This window comes from Streptomyces sp. NPDC006643 (genome assembly GCF_042870175.1).
Lineage (GTDB): Bacteria > Actinomycetota > Actinomycetes > Streptomycetales > Streptomycetaceae > Streptomyces.
The window spans coordinates 1-20565 of the sequence record NZ_JBIAHA010000009.1 but is presented as its reverse complement, the minus strand read 5'-3'; the positions used below and the strand labels follow the sequence as shown (position 1 = coordinate 20565).

The following is a 20565-nucleotide window of genomic DNA, read 5'->3' as shown; positions in this document are numbered from 1 at the left end:
CGACATCACAGGTCGCCGTACGCCTCACCGCCCAGTGCCAGTACGGCGGTTCCGGCCGTGGAGTCGGCGAGCCAGGCGCGAAAGGCGTCGACGTCGGAGTCCGGCAGTCCGATCCCGATGGTCACTATCTCCGCGTACCGCACGTCGCGTACGGCGCGGCCGGTGGCCCGGAGTTCGTTCTCCAGCTTTCCGGCCCGGTGGTGGTCGACGATGATCGTGGCGAGCCGGTAGCGCTGCCGGGTGACGGTGCCGAGCGCGTCGAGGGCTTCGCCGACGGCGCCTCCGTAGGCGCGGATCAGGCCTCCGGCGCCGAGCTTGACGCCTCCGTAGTAGCGCGTGACGACGGCGACGACGTACCGCACGTCCCTGCGCACCAGCATCTGCAACATGGGCGCACCCGCCGTACCACCCGGCTCCCCGTCGTCGCTCGCCTTCTGTACGGAGGCGTCGGCGCCGATCACGTAGGCGAAGCAGTTGTGGGTGGCGGTGGGGTGTTCGCGGCGTACCCCGGCGACGAAGTCCTGCGCCTCCTGCTCGGTGGCGGCGGGCGCGAGCGCGCAGATGAAGCGCGACCGGTTGACTTCGGTCTCGTGGACGCCCCGGCGGGCGACGGTGCGGTACTGCTCATGCATCGCGCCACCCTAGGCTCTGCGGGTACCGACCGGTATGCCGACCCCTCGGGAATTGCCGGCCCGCACCGTCCGTTGTCCGAGCATGTATGGAGAAGAGACGTACGCGGACGACGAGACGATCCGCAGGATCCTGACCTCGACGGGCGACACCTGGGCGGTCGTGGGCCTGTCCGCCAACACGTCACGGGCGGCGTACGGGGTGGCGGCGGTGCTCCAGCGCTTCGGCAAGCGCGTGATCCCGGTCCACCCGAAGGCGGAAACGGTCCACGGCGAGAAGGGCTACGCGTCGCTCTCCGAGATCCCGTTCCCGGTCGACGTGGTGGACGTGTTCGTGAACAGCGCCCTGGCGGGCCAGGTGGCGGACGAGGCGACGACGATCGGCGCGAAGGCGGTCTGGTTCCAACTCGGCGTGATCGACCCCGCGGCCTACACCCGCACCCGCGCGGCGGGCCTGGACATGGTGATGGACCGCTGCCCGGCGATCGAGATCCCCCTGCTGCCCTGACCCGAGAACCGGACGTCCGGAATCGACCGCGCATCCACCACCTACGGTCCGGAGCAGGCACCGCCCCAGCCGGTAGCGGCGACCACGTCATGGGCGATGTCCATGACGGGCCGCCCGTCCGTCACCACCCGCACGGTGTCAGCAACTACCCCCTCGTCCAGGAGCCGCGCCTTTCGGGCGCTCGCCTTCAGTTCCCGGTCGAGTTCCGAGCCGAGCTCCCGGCCGGCCAACCGCCGGCCGGTTGTGGTGTCGGACGCGGTGAGCAGAACCCGTACGATCCGCACGTCTGCCCCCATGGCACGCTCGAACATGCCCGTCGTCCCGGGCAGCACACTCAGGGGGCTCGTATAGATCAGGCGCCGGTAACCTCGCCGGGCGAAGTTCCCCCACACAGCGGTCAGATTGCTCTCGGTGATCTGCGAGCGATGCGGATCCCCGTCCGGGGCCGGATGCACGTGCCCCATGAAGTCCCCGTCGATGACGGCGTGAGAAACCGCCACGGCTCGCAGCCGTGCCGAAACCTCCCAGGCCACGGTCGTCTTGCCGACACCGGCACGCCCTCCGATGAGCAGAACCTCCGCATGATCCATGACGGCACCTTGTCAGCCCGCGACCACGTCACGCGATCCGATATCGCTCTGCGCCCATGGCCGCAGCCGCACCCATCGGCAAGATCATGCGGGACGACCGCCCGCGGGAGCGCTGGACAAGACGGGCGGCCGATGCCCGGATCGACCGTCAGGCCGCGGTCACGCCAAGGCCGTCGATGACCACGGCGCCCGGCAGGGCCGCGAGCGTCTTGCCGGGCAAGATCAGTTTGCCCCTGCGGCGTCCGCTGCCGAGCAGGACCCACTCCGTGTCCACCACGGCCGCGTCCACGAGCAGGGGCCAGTCGGCGGGCAGGCCGATCGGGGTGATGCCGCCGTACTCCATGGCCGTCTCGCCGGTCGCGGTGTCCATCGGGGCGAACGACGCCTTGCGGGCGCCCAGTTGCTTGCGTACGACTCCGTTGACGTCGACGCGGGTCCGGGACAGGACGAGGCAGGCCGCGAGTGTGGACTCGCCGCCGCGCTTGCCCGCCACCACGACGCAGTTGGCCGAGTGGTCGAGCAGATCGGCGCCGTGGTGCTGTGCGAACGCCGCGGTGTCCGCGATCTCCGGGTCGGTGTCCACGTAGAGCAACTGGTCGGCGGGCACCTCGCCCTGCCAGGACCGTACGGCGGCGGCGACCGGGGCCGTGAGCTGGTCGAGGCAGTCGGCGGCGGGCAGGGCGTTGTCGAAGTCTCCGATGGGGGCGCGCATGCGCGTCAAGCTAACAGGCGGCCCGTGCTCAGCGCGCGGGCGGGATGGAGACCGCCATCGTCATCTCGACGGGCACCTCACCGTCGTTGCGGTAGCCGTGCGGCACGTTCGCCTCGAAGACCGCCGACGAGCCCTCGGCCACCGGATGAGCCGCGCCGTCGACGAGGAGGGTGAGTTCGCCCGTGGTGACGTGCAGCAGTTCCGTCGTGCCTTCCGGGTGCGCGTCCGATTCGCTGTGCTCGCCCGGCATCAGCCGCCAGGACCAGAGTTCGAGCGGTCCGCGGGCCTCGGTCCCGACCAGCAGGACGGTGTTGCTGCCGGCTTCGGTGGACCACATGCGTACGGCCTGATCGGCGGGGACGACCCTGACCTGAGGACCCTGCTCGTAGTCGAGCAGCGTGGTGATGCTGATGCCGAGCGCGTCGGCGAGCTTCACCGTGGTGCCCACGCTGGGGTTGGTGCGGGCCTGTTCGATCTGGATGATCATGCCCCGGCTCACCCCCGACCGGGCCGCCAGGGTGTCGAGAGTGAAGGCTCTCTCACCGCGCCACCGTTTGAGATTGCGGGCGAGCGACTGGGTCAGCTGATCGAGGTCCGACACATTCCGTCCATTCCGTTCCGTCCAACCGTCCAATATGTTCAATGACATAGTTCAATAGGCTGTACTACGGTGTGGTGTACCAACCGTCCACCACACTGTACTGGCGAGGTTCGCGTCATGACCGCACTGTTCGCGCTGGCCACCTGCCTGCTCTGGGGTCTGGCCGACTTCGGCGGTGGCGTGCTCACCCGCCGTATCCCCGCCCTGACCGTCGTCGTGGTCTCGCAGTCGGTCGCCGTCGTGGTCCTCGGCGCGATCGTCGTCGCGACCGGTGCCTGGAGTGAGGCCGGGCCGCTGCTCTGGTACGCGGTCGCCGCCGGAGTCGTCGGCCCCGTCGCCATGCTCGCCTTCTACAAGGCACTCGCGCTCGGTCCGATGGGCGTCGTGTCGCCGCTCGGCTCGATCGGTGTGGTCGTACCGGTGGGCGTGGGGCTCGTCATCGGTGAGCGGCCCGGACTCCTCCAGGTCGCCGGGATCGCCGTGGCCGTCGCGGGCATCGTGCTGGCGGGCGGGCCCGAGCTGCGGGGAGCGCCCGTCCGCCGCCGGGCGATCACGCTGACGCTGGTGGCCGCGTTCGGCTTCGGCGCGGTCATGGCTCTGATCTCCGAGGCGTCGACCTCCCTCACCGGCCTGTTCCTCGCACTCTTCGTACAGCGCGTGACCAACGTCGGTGTCGGCGGGGCCGCGCTGTACGTGTCGGTGAGGCGCGGCGCGCCCGCGCTGCCCGAGGAGGGCGGGCTCCCGGTGATCCGGGCCGCCCTCCCGGCGCTGGCGTTCGTCGGTCTCGCGGACGTGGCCGCCAACGGGACGTACTCGATCGCCGCGCAGAACGGCCCCGTCACGGTCGCCGCCGTCCTGGCCTCGCTGTATCCGGTGGTCACGGCGCTGGCCGCGCGTGGCCTCCTGAAGGAGAGGCTGCGCGCCGTCCAGGCGGCGGGCGCCGGTCTCGCGTTGATCGGCACGGTCCTGCTGGCCGCCGGCTGACCGGCCCCGGCTCGGCACGGCTCGGCCCGGCTACAACCGATTGCGCGGTCACGAGCGGTCCGGATCCAGTTCGGCGAGCGCCAGCAGCTGCTCGGGGGTGACGCCCTCCGGGATCGGTACGGGCGCGGGCGTTCGCAACGGCGGCTGCCAGCCCCGCTCCGGATCCCAGCTCCGTACGACCCGCGCGGGCGCCCCCGCCACCACCGCGTGGTCGGGCACCTCACCGCGTACGACGGCTCCCGCCGCGACCACCACGTTGCGCCCCAGCCGGGCGCCGGGAAGGATCACCGCGCCGGTGCCCAGCCAGCAGCCCGGCCCCACCGTGACCGGGTCGGTGCGGGGCCACTGCTTGCCGACGGGGACCTTGGGATCGTCGTAACTGTGGTTGGTCGACGTGATGTAGACGTACGGCCCGCAGTAGGTGTTCGAGCCGATGGTCACCGCCGTGTCGGCGATGACATGGCTGCCCCGGCCGAGGACCACTCCGTCGCCGAGTCGCAGGATGGGCTCCGGGCCCAGGTCGAGGCCGGGCATCATCCCGGCGGTCAGCGTGACGTGTTCGCCGATGACGCAGTGCTCGCCCAGCTCGATCCACTGCTCGCCGAAGACGGTGCCCTGCGGGAACGCGAGCCGGGTCCCGGTGCCGATCCGGCCGAACCGCAGCCTCCCCGGGCGCTCGGCGCTGACCGCGCCCGCCTCCTGGACCCACCGCCGGCCGCCGTGGACGGCACGCGTGACAAGGCGGCGCCAGGCGGCAAGCGCGGGGAACGTGTCTCTGCTCTTCGGCACCCGCCCACGGTATCGGCGGGGCAGGGGCGGGCCGGCGACCCGTGCTGTGACGTTCACCCCACAGCGCCACGCACCGACGGGAACCACCATCAGCCGCCTCCACCGACACTCCCCTACCACGGCCACCGCCCGTGCGTGGGCGAGTTCGCGGCCGACTCCCTCATTGGTGGGCACTGGCACGCGGCGTCCCTGCCGAACCGCACCGCGTGCGTAGCGTGAGCGCCACACACGGCCCGGAGAATCACCGCCCCCGTCGGTGACCGGTGCCTTTCAACTGGTCTGTCTCCCCCCGCACTCGAACGCACTCGACTACCGAGGGACCGCGGAATGTCCGTGCCTGTCGCACCGAGCCCCCACCGCGTACTCAAAACGCGCCCCCTGTCACTCACCGGGCCGCCCGCCCTGCTTCTCGTGACGGGAGCGGCGGCCGGCGCCACGGTCGTCACCGCCCCCGCAGCCGCGCGCGGCTGGCTGGTGGCGTCGCTCGCCGTCGCCTGGGCGGTCCTCGTCTGCGTCGTCGTCGGCGCCGGACTGCTGCTGCGGCGGCACCGTCGCGGCTCGGTGACGGCCGGCGGCGAGATCCAGTCGCTCCACGCCCAACTGGCCAGGAGCGGCGCGGAGTCGGCCCATCTGGTGAATGTCACGCTGCCCACCGTGGTCAAACGGCTGCGCGACGGCGCGAGCGCCGAGGAGACGCTGGCCGCCACTCCCCCGCCGTCGGACCCCCGGCTCCAGCGCGTCCTGCGGACGTTCGCCGAGGAGGTGGCCCTCGGTGAGCGCCGCGCCGCCGCCGCGGTCGCCGACCACGAGACGGCGGTGACCAGGCTCCGCCGGATCGCCGACGATCTGGACCTCCTGTCGACGGTGACGCTGCCCACCGCGCTCGGTGGGCTCCGCGAGGGCCGGGGCGCCGACACCGTGCTGGCCGATCTGAAGCGTCCGTCCGACCCCCGGCTACGGGTCCTGACGGAGGCGGTCGTCCGGGACTTCGCCGTCAGCGAGCGGCGCGGCTCGGCCGCTCAGGCGGCCAGCGCCAAGGCCCTGAGCCGGGTGCAGGCCAAGGCCGTGAGCATGCTCGCCGATCTCCGCGAGATGCAGGAACGTCACGGCGAGGAGGTGTTCGGCGATCTTCTGAAGCTCGACCACAACACCTCCCAACTCGGGCTGATGACCGACCGGCTGGCGCTGCTGATGGGTGGCCGGGCGAGCCGTGCCTGGAACAAACCGATCCCCATGGAGAGCGTCCTGCGCGGCGCCGTCGGCCGGATCGCGGCCTATCAGCGCGTACGGCTGCACTGTTCGAGCACCGCGTCCGTCGCCGGCTTCGCCGCCGAGGGCGTGATGCACCTGCTGGCCGAACTCATGGACAACGCGGCCAACTTCAGCCCGCCGATCGACGAGGTGCACGTCTACGTCGAGGAACGCTCCGCCGGCATCGTGGTGACCATCGAGGACAGCGGCCTCAAGATGGCCGACGCGGCCATGCGGCGGGCCGAGGAGTCGGTGTCGGGGCGCGCCAACGACCTCGCCATGCTCCAGGGCACCCGACTCGGACTGGCCGTCGTCGGCCGGCTCGCGGAGAAGTACCACCTGAGCGTCAACTTCCGTCCCTCCTCACGCGGCGGCACCGGTGTCGTCGTCCTCTTCCCGCCGCAGCTCCTCGCCCAGCGGCGTACGGAGGCTCCCCAGCTGTCCGGGCGGCACGCCGCGCCCGTACCGGCCGTCACGGTCACCGAACCGCCGCCCCGCACCACGCCGTTGGTCCCGGTGCCGCCCCCCGCCGCGCCCGCCGACGGCCCCCGGGTCGCCACGCCGGGCGGGCTGCCCGTACGGCCGCCGGGACGCACCATGGCGGCGGCGGACCGCGACAGGCCACCCGCCGACGGTACGGGCGAGCAGGACCGTACGCGCGGCGGCGGCGCGCCCCGGGCCGTACCGCCCGGACGCGACGCCGGAACCCAGTTCGGGGCCTTCCACCGCGCCCGGCTTCCGGTGGACGGCGCCCCCGAGAAGGACGGGCCGGAGTCCGGCGACACCTCCTGACACGCCTCTCGTTGCCCGTACGGCAGCGGAAACACAGCCCCGAGGCACACAGTCCGAACGCACCGTCCGAACGCACGGTCCGGAAGCACAGCGACGTCGCGAACAGCACCACGTGAGATTGGAGGCACGGGCCGGTGACCGGCTTCCCCCGGCTGATCCCGCCCACGCGAACCCATGCACCCCATGCCCACGACTGACAACAGCCTGACCTGGCTCCTGGAGAGTCTGCTGGAGCGCACCCCCGGCACCCGGCACGCCCTGGTGCTCTCCCGCGACGGACTCAAGCTCTGCTGGAGCCGGCATCTGACGCTCGACCAGGCCGACCAGCTGGCGGCGATCTGTTCGGGCATCCAGGCGCTCGCGCAGGGCGCCTCCGTCGAGTTCGGCAACGGCACGGGCGGTGTACGCCACTCCATGACGGAGTTCCACGGCGGCCTGCTCTTCATCGTGGAGGCCGGTGACGGCGCCCATCTCGCGGTGGTGGCCCAGGACGGCGCCGACCCGGGTGTCGTGGGCCACCAGATGACCGAGCTGGTCGACCAGATCGGCGAGCATCTGCGCGCCGAGCCCCGGATCCCGGTGTCCCCCGAAGCCGCCCCGTCATGACCCGCCGCCCCGTCGACACCGGTCGCCCCGACCGGTTGTACACGGTCACCGGTGGCCGCAGCCGGGCCGACCACGACACGTTCGACCTGGTCACCCTGATCGTCAGCGAGTGCGCGCCGACCCAGGGGATGCCGTCGGACCACCACGCGATCCTCGAACTGTGCCGCCACCCGACGGCGGTCGTGGAGATCTCGGCGGAGCTGGGACTGCCCGTGACCGTCGTACGGATCCTGCTCGGCGATCTCCAGGCGACGGGCCGGATCACCGCCCGCCATCCGCGCACGGCGCGGTCCGTGTCCGCCCTGCCCGACTCGGCCCTCTTGAAGGAGGTGCTCCATGGACTCCGCAACCTCTGAGCGGCCCCCGGCCGCCGGGCCGCCCGCCCGCACCCCGCTGACCGACGCCGCCGAGACCGGACTGAAGATCGTGATCGTGGGCGGCTTCGGGGTCGGCAAGACGACCCTGGTCCGGTCGGTGAGCGAGATCCGTCCGCTCAACACCGAGGAAGTGATGACGCAGGCCGGTGTCGGGGTCGACGAGACCGCCGGGCTGTCGACGAAGACCACGACGACGGTCGCCTTCGACTTCGGCCGGATCAGCCTCACCGAGCGGGTGGTGCTCTATCTGTTCGGCGCGCCGGGCCAGGAGCGGTTCTGGTTCCTGTGGGACCGCCTCTTCTCCGGCACGCTGGGGGCCGTCGTCCTGGTCGACACCCGGCGGATGAGCGAGTCCTGGTACGCCATCGACCGGCTGGAACATCACAACACGCCGTTCGTGGTCGCGGTGAACCGGTTCGACGACGACATCTCCGCGTTCTCGCTCGACGAGATCCGGCAGGCGCTCTCGCTGCCCGAGCACGTCCCGCTGATCAACTGCGACGCGCGGGTCCGTTCGTCGGGCAAGAACGTCCTGATCGCCCTCGTGGACCACCTGTACGAACTGGCGATGGCACGGGAGTTGACGCCATGAACGATCCGCACGCCCGCTACCCCGAAGCCCCCGGCGACCGCCGCCACACCCTCGACCCGCCGGGCGCGCTCCCCGAGGCGCAGCCGCCGACCGGCTGCCCGGCCGCGCATCCCGACTCGGTGCCGCTGAGCGGACTCCAGTTCCAGCAGACGCCGTCGCAGCTCTACCGCAGCCTGCGCCGCGAGCACGGCCCCGTCGCCCCCGTCCTGCTGGACGGCGGTATCCCCGCGTGGCTGGTCCTCGGCTACTCCGAGGTCGGCTATGTCACCAGCCACGACGAGCTGTTCGCCAGGGACTCGCGCCGCTGGAACCAGTGGGCGGCGATCCCCACCGACTGGCCGCTGCTGCCGTACGTCGGCTACCAGCCGTCCGTACTGTTCACCGAGGGCGCCGAGCATCAGCGGCGGGCCGGAGTGATCACCCAGGCGCTGGAGGCGGTCGACCAGTTCGAACTGGCCCATGACTGCCGGCAGATCGCCGAGCAGCTGATCGACGCGTTCGCGGGCGCGGGGCACGCGGAGCTGATGGCCGCGTACGCCCACGCCCTGCCGATGCGGGCCGCCGTCCAGATGTGCGGCATGCCGGCCGGTGGCGCGGACACCGAGGAACTCGTGGGCGATCTGCGGGTGTCGCTGGACGCGGGCGAGGGCGACGATCCGGTGTCGGCGTACCTCCGGGTGCAGGAGCGTATCCAGCAGCTGGTCAAGGACAAGCGGGCCCGGCCAGGCTCGGACGTCACCTCGCGGATGATCGGTCATCCGGCGGGTCTGGCGGACGAGGAGATCGTGCAGGACCTGATCTCCGTCATCGCGGCGGCGCAGCAGCCGACGGCCAACTGGATCTGCAACACACTGCGGCTGCTGCTGACCGACGACCGGTTCGCGCTCAATGTGTCCGGCGGGCGGCTGAGTGTCGGGCAGGCCCTCAACGAGGTGCTGTGGCTGGACACTCCGACGCAGAATTTCATCGGCCGGTGGGCGGTGCGTGACACCCAGCTGGGCGGGCGGCACATCAGGGCGGGCGACTGTCTGGTGCTGGGGCTCGCCGCGGCCAACACCGATCCGCAGATCTGGCCCGAGGGCCATATCGGCGCGGAGAACTCGGCGCATCTGTCCTTCAGCAACGGCGAGCACCGCTGTCCCTATCCGGCCCCGCTACTGGCCGACGTCGTCGCCCGTACGGCGGTCGAGACGCTGCTGGAGCGGCTGCCGGATGTCGTACTGGCCGTGGAGCCGGGCGAGTTGACGTGGCGGCCGTCGATCTGGATGCGGGGGCTCACCGCGCTGCCGGTGGAGTTCACCCCGGTGGTGCGGTGAGCCTCTGACGGACGTCCTCGATCGCCGTACGGGCTCTCCTGACCCCGTACGGCGATCGGGACCCGCGCCTGTCGGCCCGCTGTCAGCTCGCGACGGGTGTGAAGGTCACCGGCAGCGACCGTGGTCCGCGCGTGAACACCCCGTGCTCGACCGGGTCGAAGCCGTCCGCAAGTCGCAGATCGGGCATGGCGTCCAGGAGTTGGCCCACCCCGGTCCGTACCTCGGCCTTGGCCAGCAGCGCGCCCACGCAGAAGTGCCGACCGAGCGCGAACGCCAGATGGTCGGCGGCGGCGGAGAACGCGGTGGTCGTGGTCAGGTCGTCCCGGAAGATGTTGAAGGTGTCCGGGTCGGCGAAGCGGTCACCGTCCCGGTTGGCGGCGCCTATGAGGCAGGTGACGGTGGCGCCGGCGGGTATGGTGCCGCCGCTGAGCGTGACCTCCTCGGCGGTCTGCCGCATGATCATGTGCACCGGCGGGGTGAACCGCAGGGTCTCGGCGAACGCCCGGTCGATCAGGCTCCGGTCCGCGCGCACGGCGGCGAGCTGGTCCGGGTGCGTCAGGAGATTGGCGAAGATCGAAGCGATGGCCTTGTCGGTGGTCTCGCCGCCCGCCGCGAGCAGCAGGCTGCAGAACGCCTTGATGTCCTCGTCGCTCATCCGCACCCCGTCGACCTCGGCGGCGCAGAGCGTCGAGAGCAGATCGTCGCCCAGGTTGTCACGGCGGGCCCGGATGATCGGGATCATGTACTCGGCGAACTCGATCCGCGTCCGTTCACCCGCGGCGGTCACCTCGGCGTCGCCGGACAGATTGCCGAGGAAGGCGATGACGGCGGTGTACCAGCCGTGGAAGCGGGCGTGGTCGGCCTGGTCGAGCCCCAGCATGTCGGCGATGACGTCGACCGGGAAGCGGGTGGCGAAGGCGTCCACCAGGTCGACGCTTCCGGTGAGCCGGAAGGCGTCGATGAGCCGTCGGGCGTTGCTCTCGATGACCGGCAGGAACTTCTCCTCCAGGTCGCTGCCCCGGAAGGCGGGGGCGACGAGCGCACGGCGTACGGCGTGCTCACGGCCGCTGAGTTGGAGGATCGTCTTCCCGTGCACGGGCTCGATCTGCCAGTGGTAGTTCTCGGTGGTGAACGCCGACGCCCTGTCCTTGAAGGCCCGTTCCACGTCGTCGTAGCGCGAGATGATGTAGCTCTTGGTGGCCTCGTGCCAGATGAGCGGCGCGCTCTCACGCATCAGACGGTAGGCGGGATACGGATTCTCCGCGAACTCGGGCGACAGGATGTCGGGAACCTGCTGTGCGGTGGCCATGGTGCTCCCTCGGTCGAAGCGACGGCAACATTCGACTTCGACAAGGCTATTGATTGCCCGTCAGTTCAGACAGGCGCGTCCTGGCCGACCTGCTGCCGGAGCGCGCGGACACGTCGCCTACGGTTCCGGTACGAGCCGTGGGAGGGCGCGGGCGGTACGAGGCGGACTGGGCGGACTGGGCGGCACCGGAGGAGAACGGCATGACACAGCGGGCACTGATCGCGGGTGTGGGTGGCAAGGAGCCCGTGATCGATCCGACGGCGTTCGTGGCGCTGACGGCCGTGGTGGTGGGCGAGGTCACGATGGCCGCCGGTGCGAGCGTCTGGTACCACACGGTGCTGCGGGCCGACGGCGGCCCGATCGTCGTCGGGGCCGACTCCAACATCCAGGACAACTGCACCGTGCATGTCGACCTGGGCTCCCCCGTCACGATCGGCGAGCGTGTCTCGGTGGGTCACAACGCGGTGCTGCACGGCTGCACCGTCGAGGACGACGTGCTGGTCGGTATGGGCGCGACCGTCCTCAACGGGGGGCACATCGGGACCGGTTCACTCGTCGCGGCCCAGTCGCTGGTACCGGCGGGCATGCGCGTACCGCCCGGTTCGCTGGTGGCCGGCGTGCCCGCCAAGGTGAAGCGGGAGCTGACCGAGGAGGAGCGTGCGGGCATCACGCTCAACGCGGCGCTCTATCTGGAGCTGGCCAAGCGCCACGGGGCCGTGTCCGAGGACTGACGCGGGCCGCCGGGCCGGGCGCCCGTCGGGCGGTCAGTCGGTGGCGGGCGCGGGCTCGGCGGCCTTCAGTCCCGCGTGCGCCTGCTCCCGCGCCTGCTCCGAAGCCTTCTTCGCCCGGCTCTTGATGACGAGCATCGAGGTGATTCCGATGAGTACGGCAAGGACGAGGCCCAGCCAGGAGAAGCGCTTCAGCCACGCCTCGGCGACGACACCCACCGAGTAGACGACGGCGGTCGTGCCCCCGGCCCAGACGATTCCGCCCAGGACGTTGGCGATGAGGAACTTCCAGTACGGCATCCGCAGCACACCCGCGAGCGGCCCGGCGAAGATCCGCAGCAGTGCGACGAAACGGCCGAAGAAGACCGCCCACATGCCCCACTTCTGGAACGACCGCTCGGCCATGGCGATCTGCGGCTCGCCGAAGTGCTTCGGGAATCTGCCCGCGAGCCACGCGAGCAGCGGTCTGCCGCCCTTGCGGCCGATGGCGTAGCCGATCGAGTCGCCGATGATCGCGCCGGCGGTGGCGCACGCGCCGAGGATGTACGGGTTGATGTCGCCGTGCTGCGAGGCCAGCAGCGCCGAGCTGACGAGAACGATCTCGCCCGGCAGCGGGATACCGAGGCTTTCGAGCCCGATCACCCCGGCGACCAGCAGATAGATGGCGATCGGCGGTACGGTCTCCAGCCATTCCTGGACGTGCAAGACCGTTCCTCCTGTGTCGGAATGTGCCGTCGCGTGCCGCTGCCCGGCGAGCGCCTTCCAGGCGCTCGCCGGGCAGCCTACCTGGGCGGGACGACCGCCGATGACCGGGGCCCGGCCGTCGCAGCCGGTCGCGTCAGCGGTCGCCTCAGGCGTTGCGGCGCAGTGTCCAGACGATGGTCATCTCGCCGGTGACGGCGCCGTCCTCGCGGTGGAAGGTGACGGCGACGGGGAATTCGGGGCGACCGCCCCCGTCGAATTCGGCGACGACCTCGGCCGCCGGGCGGCCGAGGGTGGCCGTCGCCGTGATGACGCCCATGGCGAGCTTCTTGTAGCCGATTTCCGCCTTGACAACGAGCGGTACGGCGCGGGTGAGCTGGTCGCCGAAGGCCGCGAGCACGAGGGCGCCGCTGACGGTGTCGCCGAGGGTGAACATCGCGCCGGCGTGCGGACCCCCGACGTGGTTGTGGAAGTCGGCCCGGTCCGGGAGCCGTACGACCGCACGCTCGGCGGTGGTTTCGAGGAACTCCATCCGGAGCGTCCTGGCCATGGGAACGGTGGCGGCGAGCATCTCGCCGACGGTCATCTGATCAGAGCTCATACGCCCCGACATTACCCACGAGTAGCCTCAGTTGCCATCCTGCGACAGGGCGGCCGTAGCAGTGCGACGACGACCCCTCTATCGTTACTCGCCATGTGGCCAGGACAGCAGCCGCCCGGGGGCGAGCAGAACCCGCAGGATCCGAATACCAACCCGTACCAGCAGCCGGGGTACCAGCAGCCGAATCCCTATCAACAGCCGGGATACCAGCAACAGCCGGGCTACCCGCAGCAGCCTCAGCAGCAGCCGGGTTATCCGCAGCAGCCCGGCTACCCGCAGCAGGGACAGCAGCCGGGACAGCAGCAGCCCAACCCGTACCAGCAGCCGACCAGGCCGCAGTACGCGGTTCCGGGGCACGTGGGCGGGCCGGGCGGCCCCGATCCCTCGCAGGACAAGAAGCGTACGAAGACGGTCGCGATCATCGCCGCGTCGGCGGTCGTGGTGGCAGCCGCCGCCACGGGCTTCTTCGTGATGCAGGACGACGGCGGGAGCGAGAGCGTCGCCGACGACTCCAAGGCGTCGGAGTCGAGCAAACCGAAGACGACGCAGTCGCCTTCGCCGTCGGTCAACCCGCGCGACGGTTCCGCCGTCGCCAAGCCGACCATCGCGGGCTGGAAGGTCGTGACCAACCCCAATCACGGGACGCAGTTCGACGTCCCGGCCGACTGGGTGGTCGAGAAGCCCGACACGTTCTCGGGCTTCGAGGACGCCGAGAAGGGTGACGGCTCGCCCGCCATCACCTTCTCCGCGCCGGCCTTCCTGAAGTCCAACTGGTGCGAGCAGGACACCGACAAGGACGGCACGATGGAGGACGTCAGCCTCGGCGGCACGGGCACCAAGGGCGGCAAGGGAGCCAAGGACACGGCGACCGCCGCCAGCAACGAGTCCGGCAGCTGGGTCTGGGCCGCGTACGCGCAGGAAGCCACCGAGGCGCAGCAACAAGCGGCGATCAAGGTGGAGAAGTCCAAGCCCTACACGACCAAGGCCGGGCTCAAGGGGCACTATTCGACGGCCGCGAGCACGGGTCTGCCGAAGAAGGAGAAGTGCGACACCGACGGCAAGTCGATCGCGTTCACCTTCACCAACGCCAAGGGCGACTTCACGACATGGGTCGTGTACGGCGCCAGGGGCGTGGACGACGAGATCCCGGACGCCACGCTGATGAAGATCATGAGCACCGTCCGGCTGGTCGGCGAGTAGTCCCACGCACCGGGGGGGCTCAGCCGATGCTGAACGCCCCCTCGGGCGGCGCGGGCGACGCCACCGCGCCGGCGTCGCGCACGACCGGCGCGGCGCCGGTGAACCGCCGCAGCGGCGCGCCGTGTTCGACGCGCGCCGGAAAGGCGTCGGACGCGGTGCGACGCGCCAGGGCCGCCGTGTCGATCGGGGCGTGCGACGCGAGGAGTACGGCGTTGCCGAACCGTCGTCCGCGCAGCACCGACGGCTCGGCGATCAGCGCCAGCTCCTCGAACACCGAGGCGAAGGTGGCCAGTTGGGATTTGAGAAAGGCGAAAGGCGCGCCGTCGGCGAGGTTGGCCGCGTACAGGCCGTCTGGCCGTAGCACCCGCTCGGCGAGGCGCGCGTACTCGACGGACGTCAGATGGGCGGGCACCCGTGAGCCGCCGAAGACATCGGCGATCAGCAGATCCACCGAGCGGGCCGGCGCCGCGGCGAGCCAGGCGCGGGCGTCCGCGTCGTGCACGGTGATCCCGGTGCCGGCCGGCAGCGGCAGTTCCTCGGCGACCAGCGCGAGCAGCGCACCGTCGGCGTCGACCACGTCCTGCGCCGAGCCCGGCCGGGTGGCGCTCACATAGCGGGGCAGGGTCAGGGCCCCGCCGCCGAGGTGGAGCACGGTGAGCGGGTCGCCCTCGTCGGCGGCGCGGTCGACGACATGCCCGAGGCGCCGGGTGTACTCGAATTCGAGATGGGTCGGTTCGTCCAGGTCGACGTACGACTGGGGCGCGCCGTCGACGGTCAGCAGCCACGCCCGCTCGCGGTCCACGTCGGGCAGCAGCCGCGCGGTGCCGTGGTCGACGGTCCGGATGACGGGGATGGCTTCACTCACCGTCCCATTGTGCGCGCCGCGCCGTACGGAGCCGACCGCGCCCGTCTCCTCCGGGGTGGAGGAGACGGGCGCGGCGCCCGGGGGCGGTCAGATCAGCTCGGTCACCGTGCCCGCGCCGACCGTGCGTCCGCCCTCGCGGATCGCGAAGCCGAGCCCGGACTCCAGCGGTACGTCCCTGCCCAGCTCCACGGTCAGGCCGACCGTGTCACCGGGCCGCGCGACGGCCGCCTCGCCGAGGTCGATGTCACCGACCACGTCCGCCGTGCGGATGTAGAACTGCGGCCGGTAGCCGGTCGTGATCGGCGTCGTACGGCCGCCCTCCTTCGCCGACAGGACGTACACCTGGGCGGTGAACCGCCTGCTCGGTACGACGCTGTCCGGCGCGGCCACCACATGGCCCCGGCGGATCGCGTCGCGTGGCATGCCGCGCAGCAGCAGCGCGACGTTGTCACCGGCCTCGGCGGACTCCATCGGCTTGCCAAAGGTCTCCAGCGAGGTGACCGTGCTGGGCTGCGGCCCGGAGTCGGCGCCGAGCACCTCGATCCGGTCGCCCACCCGGACCGTGCCGCGCTCGACGGCGCCGGTGACGACCGTGCCGCGCCCGGTGATGGTCAGCACGTTCTCCACCGGGAGCAGAAACGGCGCGTCGGTGTATCTGACGGGGATCGGCACATAGGTGTCGACCGCGTCGAGCAGCGCCACCACGGCCTCGGTCCAGCGCGGGTCGCCCTCCAGCGCCCGGAGCCCGGAGACCCGGACGACGGGAACGCTCTCCCCGCCGTACCCGTTCGCGCTGAGCAGTTCGCGCACCTCCAGCTCGACCAGGTCGGTCAGCTCGTCGTCGCCCGCGTCGGCCTTGTTGAGGGCGACGACGATGTGGTCGACGCCGACCTGGCGGGCGAGCAGTACGTGCTCGGCGGTCTGCGGCATGATCCCGTCGAGCGCGGAGACGACGAGGATCGCCCCGTCGAGCTGGGCGGCTCCGGTGACCATGTTCTTGATGTAGTCGGCGTGTCCGGGCATGTCGACGTGGGCGTAGTGGCGGGTGTCCGTCTCGTACTCGACGTGCGCGATGTTGATGGTGATGCCGCGCGCCGCCTCCTCCGGGGCCCGGTCGATCCGGTCGAACGGCACGAACGTGCCGGTCCCGCGCTCGCTGAGGACCTTGGTGATGGCCGCGGTCAGAGTGGTCTTGCCGTGGTCGACATGGCCCATGGTGCCGATGTTGAGGTGCGGCTTGGTGCGCACGTATGCCGTCTTGGGCATGGCTGACGTGTTCCTTCCAGGAACTCGAAGCGTGAGGGGGACCCCGGGGCCTTGCCGACCCTCCCCCTGTGGGGTCCGCCGGACGATCCGGGAAGGGTCAGCTTCGGGCGCCGTCGAGGGGCGCCGCCGCGGCTGCTGCCGCTGCTGCTTCGGCGTGCGCTGCGAGGAATGCGGCAGCCTTCGGCGCGTCCGCGACTGCGGACGGCGCTGTGTGGAAGGCGTACCGGAACATGCCGTTGATGATGTCCGACGGGCGCCGGGACGTCGACCGGTTTTCCGCCTGGTGGTGCCGGGGCTCAGAAGTGCTTCAGTGCCTCGCGCACGGAGAGCGGGGAGAGCCGGTCCCGGGCGCTCGCCACGAAGTCCTGGACGGCCGCCGGGTCCGTCTTCGCGTACTCGCGCAGGCACCAGCCGATCGCCTTGCGGATGAAGAAGTCGCGGTGACCCGACTGTTTCAGGCAGTAGCCGAACAGCCGTTCCGTGTCGGTCGACTGCTTGTAGGTGAGCTGGTGCAGCAGCGCGGTGCGGGCGATCCAGAGGTTCTCGTCCTCGATCCAGGCGTCCATCTCCTTCGCCAGTGGGCGGTCGGCGGCGACCAGTCCGCCCGCGAGATGGGCGGCGAGGAGGTCGACGGTGTCCCACCAGGGGTCCGTGGAGACGAGTTGCCGTACGACGGGGAGGAAGCCGGAGGACAGGCGCGCGACATGGCGCCGGAGGTAGTCGATCGCGAAGTACCGGTACTCCCGCTCGGGCAGCTCCCAGCAGCGCAGCGCGATGGCCGCGCAGTCCTTCTCGTCGGGACACGGCAGGGAGTCGAGCACCCGCCGTGACAGCGCGCGGCGTTCGGGGGTGGGGATACCGAGGAAGGGCGCGACGCCCTTCAAGTACGCGGCGGACCGCTCGGCCCGTGCCGGATCGGCGGCTGTGACGTAACCGGCCGTGAGCCGGGCCAGGACGGTGTCGGCGAGATCGCTGGGCGGCGGTGCGAGGGTCATGACGTGCAGGTTAGGGGCAGCCACTGACAACGCGGGGCGGCCTGTGGACGGAACGGGAGGAGGCCGAGTGGCAGTTGTCTCCCGGTTCTTGACGACAATCACATCTGTTCGTCGGTTAGTCTCCCCGCATGCTCGACCCTGTCGACAGGTCGTCCCCCGGCCTCACGGTCCGCTGTACGAGGGTGCTGCTCTCACCCTGGTCCAGACTCTCCCTCCTCGTGGTCCTCCTGGCGTCCGCCGGGGCCGCGGTGCTGGTCTACGAGCCGCAGAGAATCATCGCGGCGGGCTGGCCCCAACTGAGCGGCGGCGGCGCCCTGGTGCTGTTCGCGGCGGCGTACGGCGTCTGTACGGCGGCCTTTGTGCCGCGCCCACTGCTGAATCTCGCGGCGGGCGCGCTGTTCGGCTCGCAACTCGGCCTCCCGGCGGCGGTCGCCGGCACGGTGCTGGGCGGGGGCATCGCCTTCGGTCTGGGCCGTTTCCTCGGCCAGGACGCGCTGCGCCCGCTGCTGCGGGGCCGCTGGCTGACCATGGCCGACCACCAGTTGAGCACCCACGGCTTCCGCTCGATGATGGCGATCCGGCTCTTCCCCGGGGTGCCGTTCCAGGCGGCCAACTATGTCTCGGCGGTGTCGCGCATGGGCTGGGGCCCGTTCCTGCTGGCGACGGGGCTCGGCACGATCCCCAACACGGCGGCGTATGTGGTGGCGGGCAGCGAGGCGGGGTCGCCGACGTCACCGGCGTTCCTGGTCGCGATGGGATTCATCGTGCTGACGGGAATGGCGGCGGCGATCGTGGCGTGGCGCAAACGCCACCGGCTGCGTCCGGGCCCGGCCCGGCAGGAGAGTCCTGCGGAGGACCGGATACCGGAGCCGGTGGGTTAGGTAACCACTGCTCAGGCCGTGTAGGCCGGGACCGGGAGCGAGGACACCGTTCAGGGCCTGCGCGGCGCACCCAGCCCCAGGTCCCCGCCCGCCGGCACCGCCGAGAAGCGGGCCACGTCCGCCGCCGTGACCGCGGACAGTTCCGCCGGGGACCATCGCGGCGTGCGGTCCTTGTCGATCACCTGGGCCCTGATGCCCTCCACCAGGTCCGGCGTCCGCAGCGCCGCGCAGGACGCGCGGTACTCCGCCGTCAGCACCTCCTCCAGCGTCCCCGGGCGCCGCGCCAGCCGTACGGCGGCCAGCGTCGCCTTCAGGGCCGTGGGGGACTTCGTGAGGATCGTCTCCGCCGTCTGCTTCGCCTTCTGGTGGCCGCTCGCGAAGAGGCGGTCCACGATCTCCTCCACGGAGTCCGCCGTGTAGCACGCGTCGATCCACTCGCGGTCGGCGGCGAGTTCGCCCCCGGGCGGCGCCGTCGCGTGGTGCCGTACGGCCACCGGGGCGTCCGTGGAGGCGAGTTCGGCCACCAGGGCGGGCAGGTCTCCGGACGGGACGAAGTGGTCGGCGAGGCCGCAGAGCAGCGCGTCGGCCGCGCCCACCGCCGCGCCGGTGAGGGCGAGATGTGTGCCGAGTTCGCCGGGCGAGCGGGCGAGCAGATACGTGCCGCCCACGTCCGGTACGAGGCCGATGCCGGTCTCCGGCATGGCGACCCGGGAGCGTTCGGTGACGATCCGGACGTCGCCGTGCGCCGAGATCCCCACGCCGCCGCCCATCACGATGCCGTCCATGAGGGCGACATACGGCTTCGGGTACCGCGCGACGCGGGCGTTGAGCCGGTACTCGTCGCGCCAGAACGCGGGTGACGCGGCGCCGCCCGTACGCGCGTCCTCGTAGATGGCCCGGATGTCGCCGCCCGCGCACAGCCCGCGCTCCCCGGCGCCGTCGATGACCACCGTCCTTACGGAGGGGTCGCTCCCCCAGTCGGTGAGGGCGGCGTCGACGCGCGACACCATGGGGTGGGTGAGGGCGTTGAGGGCGCGTGGCCGGTTGAGCGTGAGCCGTCCGACGCGGCCGTCCCGTCCCTCGCGCCGTACGAGTACGGTCTCGTCCCGCGTCATCGTGCCCCGTCCTCGGTCTCTTCGGCCGGCAGGTCCAGCGCCTCGACGATCCGCTCGGCCGCCAGGGTCGCCGTCAACGAGCCCTCCCGTACCTCCCGTTCGAGCGCGGGAGCGAGACGGCGTACGCCCGGGTGGCTCCGCAGCCGGTCGAGCAGATGGTCACGGACCATCGACCAGGTCCAGTCGACCTGCTGGTCGCTCCGTTTGCGCCGGAGGCGCCCGCTGGTGTCGAGAACCTTCCGGTGCTGTTCCAGCCGCTCCCAGACCGTGTCGAGCCCGGTCCCCTCACGGGCGCTGCAACTGAGCACCGGCGGTGTCCACGCGGCGTCGGCGGGGTGCATCAGCCGCAGCGCGCCCGCGAGTTCACGCGCGGCGGACTTCGCGTCCCGCTCGTGCGGCCCGTCGGCCTTGTTGACGGCGATGAGGTCGGCCAGCTCCAGCACGCCCTTCTTGATGCCCTGGAGCTGGTCGCCGGTGCGGGCGAGGCTCAACAGCAGGAAGGAGTCGACCATGTTGGCGACGGCCGTCTCCGACTGGCCGACGCCGACGGTCTCGACGAGCACCACGTCGTACCCCGCCGCCTCCATCACGATGATCGTCTCGCGGGTCGCCTTGGCGACACCGCCCAGCGTGCCCGCCGTGGGTGACGGCCGCACGAACGCGGCCGGGTCCACCGACAGGCGCTCCATACGGGTCTTGTCGCCGAGGATGGAGCCGCCCGTCCTGCTGGAGGAGGGGTCGACGGCGAGGACGGCGACCCGGTGACCGAGGCCGGTGAGCATCGTGCCGAGTGCGTCGATGAAGGTCGACTTGCCGACGCCGGGCACACCGCTGATGCCGATCCTGCGCGCCGCGCCGGAGTACGGCAGCAGCTGTGTCAGCAGCCGCTGGGCAAGCTCCCGGTGGTCGGCGCGGGTGGACTCCACGAGGGTGATGGCGCGCGCGACGGCCGAACGGGAGCCGTCGAGCACGCCTTTGGCATACGCGTCGATGTCGGGGGTGTTCCGAGGGGCCACCGGCTCACCGCTCGTGGCCGAGTGCGGCGGCCAGTGTGGTGAGGAGGTCGCTCGCGGCGTCGGGGATGACCGTGCCGGGCGGGAAGACGGCGGCGGCGCCCGCGCGGTGCAGTTCGTCGATGTCGCCGGGTGGGATCACG

Annotated in this window: 23 protein-coding genes; 10 read left to right on the top strand and 13 right to left on the bottom strand. The window is 71.4% G+C overall.

The genetic code is table 11. The features are described 5' to 3' along the window. Positions 1 to 5: 5 nt before the first annotated feature. The gene (locus tag ACFYNU_RS14055) at positions 6 to 632 is read right to left on the bottom strand and encodes a YigZ family protein (RefSeq protein ID WP_356585443.1); all 627 of its coding nucleotides are present in this window, start codon (positions 630 to 632) and stop codon (positions 6 to 8) included. A gap of 82 nt (positions 633 to 714) precedes the next feature. On the opposite strand from ACFYNU_RS14055, the gene ACFYNU_RS14050 reads away from it, so the two are divergent. Then, positions 715 to 1137 carry a CoA-binding protein gene (locus ACFYNU_RS14050; RefSeq protein WP_356585442.1) on the top strand — a complete coding sequence of 141 codons (423 nt, stop codon included), beginning with the start codon at positions 715 to 717 and terminating at the stop codon, positions 1135 to 1137. Positions 1138 to 1178: 41 nt separating this feature from the next. Here ACFYNU_RS14050 and ACFYNU_RS14045 read toward each other — a convergent pair whose 3' ends face one another. From ACFYNU_RS14045 to ACFYNU_RS14035, 3 genes are all read right to left on the bottom strand, one after another. Further along, complete coding sequence (locus tag ACFYNU_RS14045) at positions 1179 to 1727, bottom strand: AAA family ATPase (protein WP_356585441.1); 549 nt, start codon at positions 1725 to 1727, stop codon at positions 1179 to 1181. A gap of 148 nt (positions 1728 to 1875) precedes the next feature. Further along, positions 1876 to 2439 (bottom strand): YbaK/EbsC family protein, encoded by a 564-nt coding sequence (locus tag ACFYNU_RS14040; protein WP_356585440.1) that lies wholly within the window; start codon positions 2437 to 2439, stop codon positions 1876 to 1878. 28 nt (positions 2440 to 2467) lie between these two features. Beyond that, complete coding sequence (locus ACFYNU_RS14035) at positions 2468 to 3040, bottom strand: XRE family transcriptional regulator (protein ID WP_356585439.1); 573 nt, start codon at positions 3038 to 3040, stop codon at positions 2468 to 2470. 117 nt (positions 3041 to 3157) lie between these two features. Here ACFYNU_RS14035 and ACFYNU_RS14030 point away from each other — a divergent pair, with 117 nt between their 5' ends. Further along, entirely contained in the window at positions 3158 to 4024 is an 867-nt protein-coding gene (locus ACFYNU_RS14030; protein WP_356585438.1) for a DMT family transporter, read from the top strand. Between the two features lie 48 nt (positions 4025 to 4072). Here the strand turns inward: ACFYNU_RS14030 and ACFYNU_RS14025 are convergent, their stop codons facing one another. Next, positions 4073 to 4813, bottom strand: a complete 741-nt coding sequence (locus ACFYNU_RS14025; protein ID WP_356585437.1) for an acyltransferase — start codon at positions 4811 to 4813, stop codon at positions 4073 to 4075. A gap of 327 nt (positions 4814 to 5140) precedes the next feature. On the opposite strand from ACFYNU_RS14025, the gene ACFYNU_RS14020 reads away from it, so the two are divergent. The 5 genes from ACFYNU_RS14020 (at position 5141) to ACFYNU_RS14000 (ending at position 9747) form a co-directional block, all read left to right on the top strand. After that, the gene (locus ACFYNU_RS14020) at positions 5141 to 6856 is read left to right on the top strand and encodes an ATP-binding protein (protein WP_356585436.1); all 1716 of its coding nucleotides are present in this window, start codon (positions 5141 to 5143) and stop codon (positions 6854 to 6856) included. Between the two features lie 183 nt (positions 6857 to 7039). Continuing rightward, positions 7040 to 7462 (top strand): roadblock/LC7 domain-containing protein, encoded by a 423-nt coding sequence (locus tag ACFYNU_RS14015; RefSeq protein WP_356585435.1) that lies wholly within the window; start codon positions 7040 to 7042, stop codon positions 7460 to 7462. After that, entirely contained in the window at positions 7459 to 7818 is a 360-nt protein-coding gene (locus ACFYNU_RS14010; RefSeq protein WP_356585434.1) for a DUF742 domain-containing protein, read from the top strand. The genes ACFYNU_RS14015 and ACFYNU_RS14010 overlap by 4 nt, the downstream gene beginning before the upstream one ends. After that, positions 7799 to 8431: an ATP/GTP-binding protein gene (locus ACFYNU_RS14005; RefSeq protein ID WP_356585433.1), complete on the top strand. Its 633-nt coding sequence runs from the start codon at positions 7799 to 7801 to the stop codon at positions 8429 to 8431. The genes ACFYNU_RS14010 and ACFYNU_RS14005 overlap by 20 nt, the downstream gene beginning before the upstream one ends. Next, positions 8428 to 9747: a cytochrome P450 gene (locus tag ACFYNU_RS14000; RefSeq protein WP_356585432.1), complete on the top strand. Its 1320-nt coding sequence runs from the start codon at positions 8428 to 8430 to the stop codon at positions 9745 to 9747. The genes ACFYNU_RS14005 and ACFYNU_RS14000 overlap by 4 nt, the downstream gene beginning before the upstream one ends. A gap of 82 nt (positions 9748 to 9829) precedes the next feature. On the opposite strand, the gene ACFYNU_RS13995 is transcribed toward ACFYNU_RS14000, so the two are convergent. After that, the gene (locus ACFYNU_RS13995; RefSeq protein ID WP_356585431.1) at positions 9830 to 11056 is read right to left on the bottom strand and encodes a cytochrome P450; all 1227 of its coding nucleotides are present in this window, start codon (positions 11054 to 11056) and stop codon (positions 9830 to 9832) included. Between the two features lie 200 nt (positions 11057 to 11256). On the opposite strand from ACFYNU_RS13995, the gene ACFYNU_RS13990 reads away from it, so the two are divergent. Continuing rightward, positions 11257 to 11787: a gamma carbonic anhydrase family protein gene (locus tag ACFYNU_RS13990; protein ID WP_356585430.1), complete on the top strand. Its 531-nt coding sequence runs from the start codon at positions 11257 to 11259 to the stop codon at positions 11785 to 11787. 33 nt (positions 11788 to 11820) lie between these two features. Here ACFYNU_RS13990 and ACFYNU_RS13985 read toward each other — a convergent pair whose 3' ends face one another. After that, entirely contained in the window at positions 11821 to 12489 is a 669-nt protein-coding gene (locus tag ACFYNU_RS13985) for a DedA family protein (RefSeq protein WP_356585429.1), read from the bottom strand. Between the two features lie 145 nt (positions 12490 to 12634). After that, positions 12635 to 13072 carry a DUF4442 domain-containing protein gene (locus ACFYNU_RS13980; protein WP_356585720.1) on the bottom strand — a complete coding sequence of 146 codons (438 nt, stop codon included), beginning with the start codon at positions 13070 to 13072 and terminating at the stop codon, positions 12635 to 12637. A gap of 108 nt (positions 13073 to 13180) precedes the next feature. On the opposite strand from ACFYNU_RS13980, the gene ACFYNU_RS13975 reads away from it, so the two are divergent. Further along, complete coding sequence (locus ACFYNU_RS13975; RefSeq protein WP_356585428.1) at positions 13181 to 14287, top strand: hypothetical protein; 1107 nt, start codon at positions 13181 to 13183, stop codon at positions 14285 to 14287. A 19-nt stretch (positions 14288 to 14306) separates the two neighbouring features. Here ACFYNU_RS13975 and ACFYNU_RS13970 read toward each other — a convergent pair whose 3' ends face one another. From ACFYNU_RS13970 to ACFYNU_RS13960, 3 genes are all read right to left on the bottom strand, one after another. After that, entirely contained in the window at positions 14307 to 15152 is an 846-nt protein-coding gene (locus ACFYNU_RS13970; protein ID WP_356585427.1) for a fused MFS/spermidine synthase, read from the bottom strand. An 87-nt stretch (positions 15153 to 15239) separates the two neighbouring features. Continuing rightward, positions 15240 to 16418 (bottom strand): elongation factor Tu, encoded by a 1179-nt coding sequence (gene tuf, locus ACFYNU_RS13965; protein ID WP_356585426.1) that lies wholly within the window; start codon positions 16416 to 16418, stop codon positions 15240 to 15242. Between the two features lie 296 nt (positions 16419 to 16714). Then, a complete protein-coding gene (locus ACFYNU_RS13960; protein WP_356585425.1) occupies positions 16715 to 17413 on the bottom strand; it encodes a DNA alkylation repair protein in 699 nt (232 codons plus the stop codon). A 128-nt stretch (positions 17414 to 17541) separates the two neighbouring features. Between ACFYNU_RS13960 and ACFYNU_RS13955 the strand changes: the two genes are divergently transcribed. Beyond that, entirely contained in the window at positions 17542 to 18294 is a 753-nt protein-coding gene (locus ACFYNU_RS13955) for a TVP38/TMEM64 family protein (protein WP_356585424.1), read from the top strand. Between the two features lie 50 nt (positions 18295 to 18344). Here ACFYNU_RS13955 and ACFYNU_RS13950 read toward each other — a convergent pair whose 3' ends face one another. Next, positions 18345 to 19409 (bottom strand): enoyl-CoA hydratase/isomerase family protein, encoded by a 1065-nt coding sequence (locus ACFYNU_RS13950; protein ID WP_356585423.1) that lies wholly within the window; start codon positions 19407 to 19409, stop codon positions 18345 to 18347. Further along, positions 19406 to 20425 carry a methylmalonyl Co-A mutase-associated GTPase MeaB gene (gene meaB / locus ACFYNU_RS13945; protein WP_356585422.1) on the bottom strand — a complete coding sequence of 340 codons (1020 nt, stop codon included), beginning with the start codon at positions 20423 to 20425 and terminating at the stop codon, positions 19406 to 19408. Before meaB ends, ACFYNU_RS13950 begins: the two co-directional genes overlap by 4 nt. Positions 20426 to 20565: the final 140 nt, after the last annotated feature.